The organism is Haliea sp. (assembly GCF_040221975.1).
GTDB lineage: Bacteria > Pseudomonadota > Gammaproteobacteria > Pseudomonadales > Halieaceae > Haliea.
In genome coordinates this window covers 216,776-231,264 of the sequence record NZ_JAVJWR010000033.1, presented here as the reverse complement: position 1 = coordinate 231,264, position 14,489 = coordinate 216,776, and the positions used below count along the sequence as shown (strand labels likewise).

The window sequence follows — 14,489 nt, the reverse complement described above, 5'->3', positions numbered from 1 at the left end:
TCAACCGTGTTTCAGATCCAGTCCCGGACTCTGCTTGCTCGCATCCCCGGCAGTGGCAGCGGGCTTCTCGACCTTGGGTGGGGACTGTGCAGTGCGGGTGTCACCCGGATCCATGTCGATGCTGCCCTTGAAGATGGCGCCATCTTCAAGGGTAACCCGCGGCGCGATAATATTGCCCCGAACCCTGCCGGACTTGGCGATGACCACCTTCTCACTGCCGGTGACATCACCGGCCACTTCGCCCTCGATCTTCACGATCTTGGCCTTGATATCCGCAGTCACCTTGCCGGACTGGCCGACGGAGACTTCGTGGTCCCCAAGGTCGATAGTGCCTTCGACCTTGCCCTGGATCAGCAGATCCTCGCCTCCGCTCACGGTGCCCTTGATATGAATGCTCGGTCCAATCATCGCGGTGTTCCTCGTGGCGGCAGGTTGCGGCGTGTTCTGGTCTGCGGGCGCGCGCGGCGCCGCGACCGGTTCGGGTGCGGGCGCTTCCGCCGGCGGTTTGTTTCTGTTTCGATCAAACATCGGATCGCCACCTTGATACGTGTGGGGATGGGCAATCGTAGCAGGGCCGGGGATACTGTGAAAGCGCTCCCCTCAGGTATCTGGACTTTTCCCCCACTGGCCGTGCGCCACTGGCCGTGCGCCACTAGGCGTGCCCCATCAGCTCAGGCGGGTGCGGAAATCCTCGTAGCCGAACTCGCGGACAGTTTCCAGGGTATCGGTTGCCGAGTTCCAGAGCACGATGGCCGGCAGCCGGGTACCGTTGAAGGTGCTGGTCTTGACCATGGTGTAGTGCGCCATGTCCCTGAACACCAGCCGCTGGCCGATCTGCAGGGGCGCGGGGAAGCTGTAGTCGCCGATCACGTCACCGGCGAGGCAGGTGAGCCCACCGAGGCGGTAGCTGTGGCCCAGTTCGCCCGCCTCCCCGGCCCCCATGAGCTCCGGCCGGTAGGGCATCTCCAGGGTGTCCGGCATATGGCAGGTGGCGGAACAGTCGAGAATGGCCTGGTCCAGGGCATTCCAGGTCAGGTCCAGCACTTCGGTGACCAGCACGCCGGTGCCGATGGCGACCGCCTCCCCCGGCTCCAGGTAGACCTGCACCGCGTAGCGGCTGGCAAAGTCGCGGATGCAGGCCACCAAGTCGTCGATCTGGTAACCGGGACGGGTAATGTGATGGCCGCCGCCAAAATTGACCCATTCCATCTGCGGCAGCAGGTCGCCGAATTTTTCCTCCACCGCCGCCAGGGTTCGCTGCAGTGGAGGGAAATCGTGTTCACAGAGGGTGTGAAAATGCAGGCCGCTAATCCCCTCGAGGGTACTGACGTCCAGCTGCGAGCGCGGAATCCCCAGCCGCGAGCCCGGTGCACAGGGGTCATAGATGGGTACGTCGCCCTCGGAGTGCTCCGGGTTGATGCGCAAGCCGAAGCGCAGCGCCGGCCGTGCACGCTGTGCCGCGAGGCACAGCGACCGAAACCGGACCCACTGGGCACAGCTGTTGAAGACCACGTGGTGGGCTATCTGCAGGATCTCGCGCAGATCCGCTTCGTGATAGCCAGCGCCGAATACGTGCACTTCGCCGCTCTGGTCCGGGCCGCGATAGTACTCATGGCCGAGGCGCGCCTCGTGCAGGCCGCTGGCGCAGCTGCCGTGCAGGTAGCGCGCGGTCAGGTCCCCCAGGCGCCAGCAGGAAAAGGCTTTCAGCGCCGCCAGCACTTTCGCACCGCTGGCATCGGCCACCTGCCTGAGGATCCCCAGGTTGCGCTCCACCGCCACCTCGTCCACCACGTAGCACGGGGACGGCAGGCGCACGAGGTCCAGCTTGCTGAAATCCGTGAACTGGAAAATCTGCACCCTAGATATCCTGGCCCTTGACCACGTCCAGACGGAAGGACGGATCCAGCTCCACCACGGTCCAGGGCAGGCCATAGCGGTTCATGTCCGCCATGAAGGGGTCCGGGTCGCGCTGCTCCACGTTCCAGACGCCGGGCTCGCGCCAGTGACCCTCGAGGATCATCTTGGCGCCGATTACCGCCGGCACCCCGGTAGTATAGGAAATGGCCTGCGACTGCACCTCGCGGAAGCATTCCTGATGGTCGGCGATGTTGTACAGGTACATCACCCGCTCCTTGCCGTCCTTGCTCCCGCGCACGATACAGCCGATGCAGGTCTTGCCCTTTGTCCGTGGCCCCAGGGTGGAGGGGTCCGGCAGCAGGGACGCCAGGAACTGGATAGGCACAATCTTGTGGCCCTGGAATTCCACTGGTTCAATGCCGGTCATGCCCACGTTGCGCAGCACTTCCAGGTGCGTGAGGTAGTTTTCCGAGAAACTCATCCAGAACTGAGCGCGCTTGAGCCCCGGAAAGTGCTTGCTCAGGGATTCCAGCTCTTCGTGGTACATGCGATAGATGTTGTAGGCGCCAACCTCCTCCGGGCACTCGAAGCGCGCCTGCTTGGACATGGGCGGCGTGGTGACAAACTCACCATGCTCCCAGTGCCGACACTCGGCACTGACTTCGCGGATATTGATTTCGGGGTTGAAATTGGTGGCGAAGGGATAGCCGTGATCGCCGCCGTTGACGTCGATGATGTCCAGCTCGCTGATCTCGTCGAAGTAGTGCTTGGCCAGGTAGGCGGTGAAAATGTTGGTGGCGCCCGGGTCAAAGCCGCTGCCGAGGATCGCGGTCAGGCCAGCGTCACGAAATCTGTCCTGGTAGGCCCACTGCCAGTGGTACTCGAATTTCGCCGTGTCCTGCGGCTCATAGTTGGCGGTGTCGAGGTAGTGTACGCCCGCCGCCAGGCAGGCGTCCATGATGGTCAGGTCCTGATACGGCAGCGCCACATTGATCACCAACGCCGGCTGCTCGGCCTTGAGCAGGGCAGTGAGCTCGGCGACGTCATCCGCGTCCACCCGGGCGGTGCGGATCGGCCGCGAGACCTGGGCGGCGATGGCCTTGCACTTGGACTCGGTACGGCTGGCCAGCACAATCTCACTGAACACTTCCGTCAGCTGCGCGCACTTGTGTGCGACCACGGCGCCGACGCCGCCGGCGCCGATAATCACTACTTTGGACATGTCATTGCTCCTTTACTGCCACCTGATTCAGTGGTGTTCGAAGTAAGTGTAGCCCTGCAGGCTGTCGCGGAAGGCACGCAGGATTTCCTGGCGTTCGGCCACGGAAATGCGGCCGCTGCGCACCGCGTTTTCCGCCACCTGGCGGAATTGTTCCTGCATGTGCTTGGGTTCGTATTCCACGTAGCTCAGTACATCGGCGATGCTGTCGCCGTGGAACTCGCGCACGAAGTCAAAACTGCCGTCGGCATTGACGCTGACGCTGACCACGTTGGTATCACCAAACAGGTTGTGCAGGTCCCCCAGGGTCTCCTGATAGGCACCGACCAGGAATACCCCCAGGGTGTAGTCTTCATCTTCGCGCAGGTCGTGCAGTGGCAGGGTGCTGCTGGCACCTGCAGGCAGGGAAAACTTGTCGATCTTGCCGTCGCAATCGCAGGTGAGGTCCGCGAGCATGCCACGCCGAGCGGGCTCCTCCTGCAACCGGTGCAGGGGCATGATCGGGAATACCTGGTCAATGGCCCAGATATCCGGCAGCGACTGGAACAGGCTGAAGTTGCAGTAATAGATGTCCGACAGCAGCTCCGGCAGATTCTCCAGCTCCGGCGGCACCCGTGTCAGCTCCGGCAGCATGACCACGATGCGCTGCAGTACCGCGAGGCAGATGTCATCCGCCAGGGCGCGTTCGCGCAGGGTTGCCTGACCGTGCTGGAACATCTCGCGGATCTCATCGCGATAGAACAGGGCGTCGTTATAGCACTCCTGGAAGTTATCGCGCCCCACCACATCCAGCACTTCGCGGATATGGCGCAGGGTCTCGTTGCAATTTTCCGGCAACACCTCGGGAATGTGCTGCGGCTCCCAGGTTCGAACGTCCAATACATTGAACAGCAGCAGTGAGGAATAAGCCACGGTGGCGCGGCCGGACTCCGAGACAATGATCGGGTGCGGTATCCCCAGCGGGTCGAAGGTGTCGCGAATACTCTCGACAATGTTGGCGCAGTATTCTTCCAGCTGGTAGTTCATCGAGTGGGTGCTGTTGGTGCGGGCTCCCTCGTAATCCACCGCCAGGCCGCCGCCGAGGTCGAGATAACCCATGGCCGCGCCCTCCTCCACCAGTCCGGCATAGAAGCGGCAGGCCTCCAGCACGCCGTTGCGGACGTTGCGGATATTGGGTACCTGGGAGCCCAGGTGGCAGTGCAGCATCTGCAGGCAGTGCAGCATGCCAGCCGCACGCAGCTCGTCGACAACGGTGATCAGCGCGGGGGTAGAGAGGCCGAAGATTGAGCGGTCGCCGCTGTCCTGGCTCCAGTGACCATCCACTTTCACCGAGCTCTTCATGCGCACGCCAATCAGCGGCTCGACGTCCAGGGCCCGGCTGCGCTCGATGATCATGCGCAGTTCGCTGACCGACTCCAGCACGAAGAAACAGGGGTAACCCATGCGCCGCGCGTAGAGGCCCAGGTCGATGAACTCCGAGTCCTTGTAACCATTGCAGACCACCAGGCTTTCGGTGTCGCGCAACTGGCTCAGGGCGATGGTAAGCTCGGCCTTGCTGCCGGCCTCGAAACCGTGGTGATAGCGGGTGCCGTAATCGGCAATCTCCTCGATCACGTGACACTGCTGGTTGACCTTGATCGGGAATACGCCGCGGTAGACGTTTTGGTAACCGCCCTTGGCAATGGCATCCGCAAATGCTTCATTGAGCACTTTTATGCGGTGGTCCAACACGTTGCGGATACGCAGCACCGCGGGCATTTCCAGATTGCGCGCACGCATCCCGGCAACAATGTCCATCAGCGACACGCTGACCTGGCCCGCATCGGAATTGACCGTCACCTGGGCGTGGCCGCTGTCCCCGATACTGTAGTATCCGGCACCCCAGGCGTTGATGCCGTAGAGTTCGGCGCTGTCGGTGACGCTCCAGCCCGCTGCGGGCTGCGCTGAGTCTGTCATGATCCTCCCGTGTTCAGGGTCAATGCACAAGGAGGCAATCGTGCCTTCAGGTGCAGCTGTTGCTGGCAACTGGCATGGGTCGTGTGAGTCGTGGAAACGGCGCCGATTTTAGGCCGCTGCGGCGCAAACGCAAGTGCTAATTCCCACCGGCCAGCCCTGGGCAACAGACTACCGCGCCAGTTTGGTAGTTTTCAACCTGCGCCGACGCGATCCATGACAGGCACCCGCCGCAGGCACTATATTAAAGCAATTCCGCCAATGGATGACACATGCCTGCCCACAGCGTCAAACAGCCTGCCACAGCCCGCACGGATCCGCGCCTCGGGATCAGCATAGAACGTGCGCTGCCCGCCGACCTCGAGGCCCTGCTGGCGATCGAAGCCGCCTGTTTCAGCAGCGACCGCCTGTCCCGGCGCAGTTTCAAGCGCTGGCTGCGGCGCGGGGATTGCGTGTTCCTGGTGGCGCGGGAAGGTACCGACCTTGCCGGCTACTGCCTGGTATTGCTGCGCCAGGGTACGCGGCTGGCGCGGCTGTACTCGCTGGCGGTGGCGCCAGACTATCAGGGTCTGGGGCTGGCGCGGCGGCTGCTGCAGCAGGCCGAGCTGGACACCCGCGCCACCGGCGCCCTGTACCTGCGCCTGGAAGTCGCCAGCACCAACCGCGCTGCGATTGCGCTCTACCAGGAGCTTGGCTATACCCAGTTCGGCCTCTACCATGACTACTACGAGGACCACGGCGATGCCCTGCGCATGGAGAAGTGTATCCGCCCCTACGAGCCCGGCGGCGATTCCCACTCCATTCCCTGGCTGGCCCAGACCACGCCTTTCACCTGCGGTCCCGCGTCGTTGATGATGGCCATGGCAGGGCTGGATAGCAGCTACGAACCAACGCCGCTGGAGGAAATCGATATCTGGCGCCAGGCCACCACCATTTTCATGACTTCCGGCCACGGCGGTTGCCACCCCCTGGGCCTGGCCATTGCCGCCAATGCCCGCGGCTTCCGCAGCGAAGTCTGGGTCAACACGGTAGGCCCGCTGTTCCTCGAGGGCGTGCGTGACGAGAACAAGAAACGGGTCATGAGCCTGGTCCACGACGCTTTCGTGGTCCAGTGCGACCGCCACGATATTCCCGTGCACTACCAGGACATCGACCAGCAGCAGCTGGTGGAGCTGTTCGACGCCGGTGCCAATATCCTGATCCTGATCTCCACCTACCGCCTCGACAGCAAGAAGGCGCCACACTGGGTGGTGCTGTCCGGCTACGATGACAGTTGCCTGTATGTCCACGATCCGGAGCTGGATGACCTCGGCAGCCCGAATGCGGCCCGGGACGCCAACAAGGCGCCACTGGACTGCCAGCACCTGCCCATTGCCCGCGCCGACTTTGCCGCCATGAGCCGCTTCGGCGGTAGCCGTCTGCGGGCGGTGGTGGTGGTACAGGCGGCGAGGGGGCGGCGCAAGGCCAGGCCATGAGTGCCGATCCCGACTATCTCGCTCTGGTGCGGCAGCTGTCCGAGCGCATGGTGCTGGCCCAGCGCCCAATCCGCATCCTCGACGCCATCAAGTGGAGCGGCGCGGTGCGCAAGGATTTTTTTGCCCGCGGCTGCCGCGAACTGCCGCGCATAGACCGCGACTATTACCGCGAGAAAAACCCCCTCGAATTCGAACCCGCTGCCAAGCGTGCGGAATTCCAGGACATCGAGCGCGACATCGCCCGCAAGCTGGGCCAGCTCAATCCCCTGGCCCAGATCATGCGCCGCATGTGCCGGGAGTACCGGAGCGTAGTGCAGATGCTGGAGGCGCGGGGCGAGCCCGATTTCGGCACCATCTCGGTGGACCTGTACGGATCCGCCTCGGATGTATTCCACGCCGGCGATCCGACCCTGGCTGACCTGGGCACGGCGATGGAGGACACTCTCACCAATCTGCTGCAAAACCGTTCCATGCAGGAGTCGCCCAAGGACATTCCCGCCGCGCGGGCGGTGGAAATGCTGAATGAACGACTGCTGAAAGTATTTCCGGACGCCGGCATCCGGGTCCTGCTCAACGACCAGATGACGGCGGATGCCGCCGCCGGCTCCGACTACCTGAAGATCCGCAGCGACGCCCGCTTCAATCGTCTCGACATCGACGTACTGGAAGTGCACGAGGGCTGGGTGCATCTGGGTACCACGCTGAACGGTGGCGCCCAGCCGGCCTGCACTTTCCTCGGCAAGGGGCCGCCCTCTGCCACCACCACCCAGGAGGGGCTCGCGGTACTGACCGAGATCCTGACCCTGCGCTCCAGCCCCTCGCGCCTGTACCGGCTGATCAACCGTGTCAGGGCGGTGACCCTGGCCGAGGACGGCGCCAGTTTCGTCGACGTATTCCACTACCTCCGCGACCACGGCATGGGCGAGGACGATGCCTGGAGCATTGCCATGCGGGTGTTCCGCGGCAGCACCCCGGAGGGCAAGCCCTTCACCAAGGACCTGGCCTACATGCGCGGCTTCGTCCAGACCTACAATTTCCTTCGCCTGGCCATGAGCGAGGGCCGCCTCGACAGCCTGCCAGTGCTGTTTTGCGGCAAGATTACCCTCGAGGACATCCAGACCTGGCGCCTGCTGATCGACGAGGGGGTGGTGGAAGCGCCCCGCTTCGTACCTCCTCACTTTGCCGACCTGCAGGGTCTGGCCACCTGGATGAGTTTCTCGCGCTTTATCGCTTCCCTGAACTTCGACCAGTTGCAGGCCGACTACGGCGCCCTGCTTTAGCGCTTTTCCGGCGTCGGCATCCGCTGCAGTTGCCGGCGCAGGTTTCGCAGCTGTTGCTGGCCGGCACCGTGGTCTCGCATGCTGCCGGCGTAGGCCAACTGTTCAAAGCCCTCGGTAAACTCCCGTGCCCAGCGACCCAGCGCCGGGTCCACAGCGGCGATCCGCCGGCAGAACGCCCGCGGGCCTTCACCAGGCTCGCGCTCCAGGCCACGCCGGGCCAGTCGGGCACAGAAGGCCAGGTACAGCTGCTGTGCGGGATCCAGCGGCCGCCGCCGATGCCGCCCCAGCAGCAGCCAGGCCACCGGCACCAGCACCAGCGCACCGCTGGCAAGCACGATGATGACGAAGGTCCGTGCGCGTACGCTGCCGAACAGTTCCTGCAGCAGCCGATACTGCTCTGCACTGTCGAAGCCCACGACCCAGCTCTGCCAGCGATAGGTCACGGCGTCGTAGCGCAACCTGAGCATATTGACCCAGTTCACGCCCCGGTAGCGCAGGGGCGACAGCGGCGAATTGGCGAGGAAACTGCCCTCCCCGGCCACTGCCTGCTCCAGGCCCAGTTCGATGCGATCCGGGGACACGGCACCGGTAGGATCCACCCGCACCCAGCCCCGCCCCTCCAGCCACACCTCGGCCCAGGCATGGGCGTCGAACTGGTGCACGATCACCGTGCCGTTGACCGGATTGATTTCCCCACCCTGGTAGCCCGCCACGACCCGCGCCGGCACCCCGGCGGCACGCATCATCACGGTGAAGGCGTGGGCATAGTGCTCGCAGAAGCCGCGCCGGGTATCGAACAGGAACTGGTCCATAGGCTGCGCACCCGTCAGCAACGGCGGTTGCAGGGTATAGACAAAGTTCTCGCGATTGAAGTGGGCCAGGACTGCGTCCACAAATGCTGCGTCGTTGGCGCTGCTGGCGTACAGCGCCCGGGCCAGTTCACGAGTACGCGGATTGCCGCTCTCTGGCAGTGCCAGTTCTGTGCGCCGGCGCCAGGATGACAGCTCGGGTTCCAGCAGGGTCTGTGGCCAACTGCTGACCGTGTAGCGCAGCTGGTCCTCAACCTCGACCGGCGAATACAGGCGGAAGTCGGGGGTCTCCATCACGCCTGGCTGCTGCGAGCGTGCGTAGCGCAGGCTGTAGAGCCAATTCTGTTGCGTGGGCAACATCAGCACCGAATACGACAGCTCCGGCCCCGTCAGTTCCACGGTCCGCGGCCGCAGCTCTTCCCCAGGCAGCTCGCGATAGCGCAGGCTGCGCCAGGCACCGCCATCGAGAACACTGAACACCAGCCCCCGCCAGTACAGTTCCGAGCGCGGCGGGATCTCGCCCTCGAACTGCACCCGGAAGGCGACTTCGTCGGATTGGCTCAGGCTGGAGATGTCTCCGGGCTTCATGAAATCGCTGACCCCGGTCCTGGCGGCGTGACTCTTCACCGGCACCGTCCACAGCGGCCCAATACGTGGAAACAGGAAGAACAGCACCAACATCAACGGAAATGCCTGCGCCAACATCAGGGCCGGCAGGCGCAAGGTGCTCAGGCGAAAGCGGTGCTCACCGGGCCGGTGCAGGGCCACCAGCGCGGTAGTCACCAGCAGCACGGTAAACAGGGAGTACAGCACCAGCAGCAGATCCTGGGTAAACAGGAAGGCGGTGACACAGATGAAGTAACCGAGGAAGATCAGTACGTAGGCGTCCTTGCGTTTGACCAGTTCCAGCAACTTGAGGGCGAAGGCCGTCAGCAGCAGGGCGACGGTGGGCTCCAGTCCCAGCAGGTTGCCGTAGCTCAGGAAGATGGCGGCAAAACCGGCGCCGATCAGGGCGATGCGGGAACAGCGACCCGGGTAGGATACCCGCCCCTGGTACACCAGCAGGCGCCAGACTGCAGTCACCAGGTACACCAATACCACCCATACGGGCAACCGCCCCAGGTGGGGCAGTAACAGCGCGAACTGGCTGAGGATAATCCACACCAGGGCGTTGCGGGGAATCAGGCTGACGGCAGCGCTGCGCGGACTCACGACCGCTGCCCCCCGATACCAAACAGCGCCAGCGCGGTCAGCACCCGTTCCAGCTGTGCTTCGCCCCGGGCGGGGGGGATTTCCGTTCCGGGCAGGCGCAGACCGTAGTCATCGCCGCCGCGCTCGCATGCCAGCGCCCAGTGACAGAGGTGGGAAAGGCGCTGTTCCAGTGGAATGCCGGGGAACGCATCCCAGTCCAGCCAGGCGCTGCGATCGGTGTACGCGGCATAGTGCTTGCTCTGCAGGGCCTGGCCCTTGGCCAGTCCCTTCCAGTGCACCTGCCGCAGGGAGTCCCCGGGCCGGTATTCGCGGAAACCGTAGAAGTCATCGCTGCCGGCGACGGCTACCGCTGCGCCCTCGGGGCTGTCGCTGGTGGTTCCGGGAAGCTCCGGCGAGGCCAGCGGCTGCGGATAGACCAGCGCCCGCAGGTCCAGGTCGACCCAGGTCCAGCAGCGCAGCAGTCCCAGGGGGTAGCTGCTCTCCAGCAACAGGCGTCCCGGGTGGTGCCAGCCGCGCCTTGCCACCGGCACGAACAGCCGCAGCTCCGCGCTATCGCGGTCGTCCAGGCTGACCTCAATATCTCCGCCCCGGGGCCAGGCCAGACGCAGCCCGTAGTGGGCAGCGCGGCGGCCATGCTGCAGGCGCAGGCTGAACTCGCTCTGCTGCCCCGGGAAGGCGGGGCTCGCAGCCAGCGCGTGCAGGCTCAGGCCGGCCAAATTGGCGTAGGTGTGGAGAATGCCAACAATGAACAGGGTAGCGAGCAGAAAGGCTACTGCGTAGGCCATGTTGTTCTGGTAGTTGATCGCGGTGAGCAGGATCAGCAACAGCAGGAGGACGAAGAACAGCCCGGGCAGGGAGGGAAAGATGAAGATCCGGCGCTGATCCAGGGTCACCGAACGGGCCGGCGGAATCCGCCGCTCCAGCCAGCGGCCGAAGCGACCTCGCGGCGCGTCGATGGCGTGCTCTGTCGCCTCGCCGGAAGCGGCCATCGCCGGGCTCAGCGCCCTATCACGTCCACGCTGCGCTGGAGCAGATCCACCAGCGCCTGGCCGTCACCGGCGTAGTCGCCGCTGGGTACCAGGCGATGGCCGGCCACTGCCGCCAACACTGCCTGCAGGTCCTCCGGGACCACGTGGCTGCGGCCATCCATGAAGGCCCAGGTGCGGGCACAGTCCAGCAGGGCCAGGGCCCCCCGTGGCGACAGGCCGACAGCGAACTCCCGGCTCTGGCGGGTAAACGCCACCAGGCGCTGCAGGTAGTCCAGCAAGGTCTCTGCGACATGCACCCCGGCTACCGCTGCCCGAAATTCGCGCAATTGCTCCGGCGTCAGGCAGCGGCGCAGCGGCGCGGTGCTGAACCGGCCGGAGTGCTTGCTGAGGAACATCTGTCGCTCCGCCTGTGGATCCGGGTACCCCAGCTGCAGCCGCATCAGAAAACGGTCCAGCCGGCTCTCGGGCAGCGGGTAGGTGCCGGACTGGTGGATCGGGTTCTGGGTGGCAATCACGAAAAACGGTTCCGGCAGCGACCGGGTCTCACCCTCGATGGTCACCTGGCCTTCGGCCATGGCCTCCAGCAGCGCGCTCTGGGTGCGCGGTGTTGTGCGATTGATCTCGTCGGCCAGCAGTACCTGGGTAAAGATGGGGCCGGGATGGAAGCTGAAGCTGGCATCGTTGCGATTGTAGACCGAGACGCCGAGTATGTCGGCCGGCAGCAGGTCGCTGGTGAACTGGACCCGCTTGTAGGACAGCCCCAGCACTTCCGCGAGGGCGTGGGAGAGCGTGGTCTTGCCCATGCCCGGCAGGTCCTCGATCAACAGGTGGCCGCGGGACAGCAGACAGCACAGCGCCAGGCGCACCTGTGCTTCCTTGCCCAGCAGCACGGTGCCGACTTCCGCCACCGCGCTGTCAATTGCGGCCTGTATCTCCATGTCTACACTCCCGCGGCTGTGTCAGCCAACCGCCTCCAGCCCGCGCTGCAAGTCCGCGCGCAGGTCCTCCACATCCTCCAGTCCCACGGCGATACGGATAAGGCTGTCACTGATGCCCGCCTCCGCACGCTGGTCCGGTGTCAGGCGGCCATGGGTGGTGGTGCCGGGATGCACGATCGTGGTCTTGGCATCTCCAAGATTCGCCGTCAGCGACATGATGCGGGTGGCGTCGATACAGCGCCAGGCCGCATCGCGGTCGCCGTGGAGTTCAAACGACAGCACTCCGCCGAAGGCCCGCTGCTGGCGGCTGGCCAGGGCGTGACCGGGGTGGCTCGGCAGGCCCGCATAGTAGACCTGGCGTACCTGGGGCTGTTGTTGCAGCCAGCGGGCCAGATCCAGCGCCGAGCGCGAATGCGCTTCCATGCGCAGACGCAGGGTCTCCAGCCCCTTCAGGAACACCCAGGCATTGAACGCGCTCATGGTGGGGCCGCAGGTGCGCATGAAGACAACCATCTCATTCATCAGCGCCCGGGAGCCAACCACCGCACCGCCGACGCAGCGGCCCTGGCCGTCCAGGTACTTGGTGGCGGAATGGATAACGATGTCCGCGCCCAGTTCCAGTGGCCGCTGCAGGGCCGGAGTACAAAAACAGTTGTCTACCACCAGCAGGGCGCCACCGGCGTGGGCCAGGTCCGCCAACTGGCCAATATCCGCCACCTCGCACAGAGGGTTCGAGGGCGTCTCGATATACAGCAGTTTCGTTTCCGGGCGCATGGCCGCCTGCCACTGCTCCAGGGCCAGCAGCGGCACGAAGTCCACCGCCACCCCGAACTTGGCCATGTAGCGCGCAAACAGGTTGGTGGTGGTGCCGAAGACGTCGCGGGAACAGAGCACGTGGTCGCCGGCAGCGAGCAGCGCCATGCAGGTGCTGAGTATCGCCGCCATGCCCGAGGATGTCCCCACCGCGGCCTCCCCGCCCTCCAGTGCCGCCAGCCGTTCCTCGAAACTGCGCACGGTGGGGTTGGTATAGCGGGAGTAGACGTTGCCGGGGCTGTCGCCGGCAAAGCGCGCCGCGGCATCCGCCGCGGAGTCAAATACATAGCTGGAGGTGGTGAAAATCGGCTCCGAGTGCTCGCCCTCGGCGGTCCGGTGAATCCCCGCGCGGATGGCGAGGGTATCGGGTTTGGCAGCCGCCAGCGGGTCGTCGCTCTGGTTGCTCATGGGACCTCAGCTGGCGTCGTTGTGGATGCCGACCACCGTGCCCTCGGCCAGCAACTGGGTGCGGCTCTGGGTCTGGGCGTCGTCATTGCGCAGGGCTTCGATGCGGTCGAGATAGGCGCGGTCGACATCGCCGGTAAGGTACTCGCCGTTGAACACCGAGCAGTCAAAGCCAGAGGTTTTCCTGTTGCCGGAGCGGGAACACTGCACCAGATCCTCGAGATCCTGGTATACCAGCCAGTCGGCGCCGATCAACTCGCAAACCTCGTCTACACTGCGATTGTGGGCAATGAGCTCGCTCGCCGACGGCATGTCGATGCCATACACATTCGGATAGCGCACCGGCGGCGCGGCGGAGGCGAAATACACCTTGGCGGCGCCGGCATCTCGCGCCATCTGGATAATCTGGCGGCAGGTAGTACCGCGCACGATCGAGTCGTCCACCAGCATGACGTTCTTGCCGTCGAATTCCAGCGGTACCGGGTTGAGCTTCTGGCGCACGGATTTCTTGCGCTGGTTCTGCCCCGGCATGATAAAGGTGCGGCCAATATAGCGATTTTTCATGAAACCTTCGCGGAACTTGATCCCCAGGTCGGAAGCCAGCGCCTGACCGGCAATGCGGCTGGTATCGGGGATGGGAATCACCACATCAATATCGTGGTCGGGGCGCAGGCGCAGGATCTTGCGGGCCAGGGCCTCGCCCTGGCGCATCCGGGTCTTGTACACGGACACGCCGTCCATCAGCGAATCCGGGCGTGCAAAGTACACGTGTTCGAAGATGCAGGGACTGAGCTGTGGGTTGGTGGCGCACTGGCGCCGGTGCAGCTTGCCATTGGCGTCGATAAAAACCGCTTCCCCGGGCGCGACGTCGTCGATCAGGCGAAAGCCGAGGACATCGAGCGCAACACTCTCGGAGGCAAGCATGTACTCGTTGCCGTCAGGCGTCTCGCGCTGCCCGACCACCAGCGGGCGGATACCGAAGGGATCGCGGAAACCGACCACGCCGTAGTCCACCACCAGGGCCACCGCGGCATAGCCGCCGCGACAGCGCCGGTGCACCGCGCTTACCGCCTGGAAAATGTCATCGGCGCCGGGACTGAGTTTGCCCAGAGTCTGCAGTTCGTGGGCAAAAACGTTGAGCAGCACTTCGGAGTCGGAGTCGGTGTTAAGGTGGCGCAGGTCGTCCTGAAACAGCTCCCGGGTCAGCTGATCGGAATTGGTCAGGTTGCCGTTGTGGGCCAGGGCGATACCGTAGGGAGAGTTGACGTAGAACGGTTGCGCCAGTGCCGGCCCGGAGCTGCCTGCAGTGGGGTAGCGAACGTGGCCAATGCCCATGGGACCCTTGAGCCGCTGCATGTGATCCTGTCGGAACACGTCCCGTACCAGGCCTTCACTCTTGCGCTGATTGAAGCGACCACCGCGACAGGTCATGATCCCTGCTGCGTCCTGGCCGCGGTGCTGCAGCACCGTCAGAGCATCATAAATATCTGGCCCGACATCGCCCGTGCCTACCAGTCCAACCAGCCCGCACATCCAGTA

11 protein-coding genes are annotated in these 14,489 nt (G+C 64.5%); 2 read left to right on the top strand and 9 right to left on the bottom strand.

Going from position 1 to position 14,489, the window contains the following annotated elements; all coding sequences use genetic code 11:
- From RLO07_RS16095 to speA, 4 genes are all read right to left on the bottom strand, one after another.
- Positions 1 to 408, bottom strand: a complete 408-nt coding sequence (locus tag RLO07_RS16095) for a bactofilin family protein (protein ID WP_462293165.1) — start codon at positions 406 to 408, stop codon at positions 1 to 3.
- A gap of 258 nt (positions 409 to 666) precedes the next feature.
- Complete coding sequence (gene nspC, locus RLO07_RS16090) at positions 667 to 1,857, bottom strand: carboxynorspermidine decarboxylase (RefSeq protein WP_462293164.1); 1,191 nt, start codon at positions 1,855 to 1,857, stop codon at positions 667 to 669.
- A 1-nt stretch (position 1,858) separates the two neighbouring features.
- A complete protein-coding gene (locus RLO07_RS16085; protein ID WP_462293163.1) occupies positions 1,859 to 3,079 on the bottom strand; it encodes a saccharopine dehydrogenase family protein in 1,221 nt (406 codons plus the stop codon).
- Positions 3,080 to 3,106: 27 nt separating this feature from the next.
- Positions 3,107 to 5,032, bottom strand: a complete 1,926-nt coding sequence (gene speA, locus RLO07_RS16080; RefSeq protein ID WP_462293162.1) for a biosynthetic arginine decarboxylase — start codon at positions 5,030 to 5,032, stop codon at positions 3,107 to 3,109.
- Positions 5,033 to 5,301: 269 nt separating this feature from the next.
- On the opposite strand from speA, the gene RLO07_RS16075 reads away from it, so the two are divergent.
- Both RLO07_RS16075 and RLO07_RS16070 read left to right on the top strand, forming a co-directional pair.
- Positions 5,302 to 6,504, top strand: a complete 1,203-nt coding sequence (locus tag RLO07_RS16075; RefSeq protein ID WP_462293161.1) for a GNAT family N-acetyltransferase/peptidase C39 family protein — start codon at positions 5,302 to 5,304, stop codon at positions 6,502 to 6,504.
- Complete coding sequence (locus RLO07_RS16070) at positions 6,501 to 7,784, top strand: flavohemoglobin expression-modulating QEGLA motif protein (protein WP_462293160.1); 1,284 nt, start codon at positions 6,501 to 6,503, stop codon at positions 7,782 to 7,784. Before RLO07_RS16075 ends, RLO07_RS16070 begins: the two co-directional genes overlap by 4 nt.
- Here RLO07_RS16070 and RLO07_RS16065 read toward each other — a convergent pair.
- The 5 genes from RLO07_RS16065 to purF are packed head-to-tail and all read right to left on the bottom strand — an operon-like array spanning position 7,781 to position 14,483.
- Positions 7,781 to 9,805, bottom strand: coding sequence for a transglutaminase TgpA family protein (locus RLO07_RS16065; protein ID WP_462293159.1), 2,025 nt, complete (start codon positions 9,803 to 9,805; stop codon positions 7,781 to 7,783). The genes RLO07_RS16070 and RLO07_RS16065 overlap by 4 nt on opposite strands.
- Complete coding sequence (locus tag RLO07_RS16060) at positions 9,802 to 10,794, bottom strand: DUF58 domain-containing protein (RefSeq protein ID WP_462293158.1); 993 nt, start codon at positions 10,792 to 10,794, stop codon at positions 9,802 to 9,804. Before RLO07_RS16060 ends, RLO07_RS16065 begins: the two co-directional genes overlap by 4 nt.
- An 8-nt stretch (positions 10,795 to 10,802) precedes the next feature.
- Positions 10,803 to 11,732 (bottom strand): AAA family ATPase, encoded by a 930-nt coding sequence (locus tag RLO07_RS16055; RefSeq protein WP_462293157.1) that lies wholly within the window; start codon positions 11,730 to 11,732, stop codon positions 10,803 to 10,805.
- A 21-nt stretch (positions 11,733 to 11,753) separates the two neighbouring features.
- Positions 11,754 to 12,953, bottom strand: a complete 1,200-nt coding sequence (locus RLO07_RS16050; protein ID WP_462293156.1) for an O-succinylhomoserine sulfhydrylase — start codon at positions 12,951 to 12,953, stop codon at positions 11,754 to 11,756.
- Between the two features lie 6 nt (positions 12,954 to 12,959).
- Positions 12,960 to 14,483, bottom strand: a complete 1,524-nt coding sequence (gene purF, locus RLO07_RS16045) for an amidophosphoribosyltransferase (RefSeq protein WP_462293155.1) — start codon at positions 14,481 to 14,483, stop codon at positions 12,960 to 12,962.
- Positions 14,484 to 14,489: the final 6 nt, after the last annotated feature.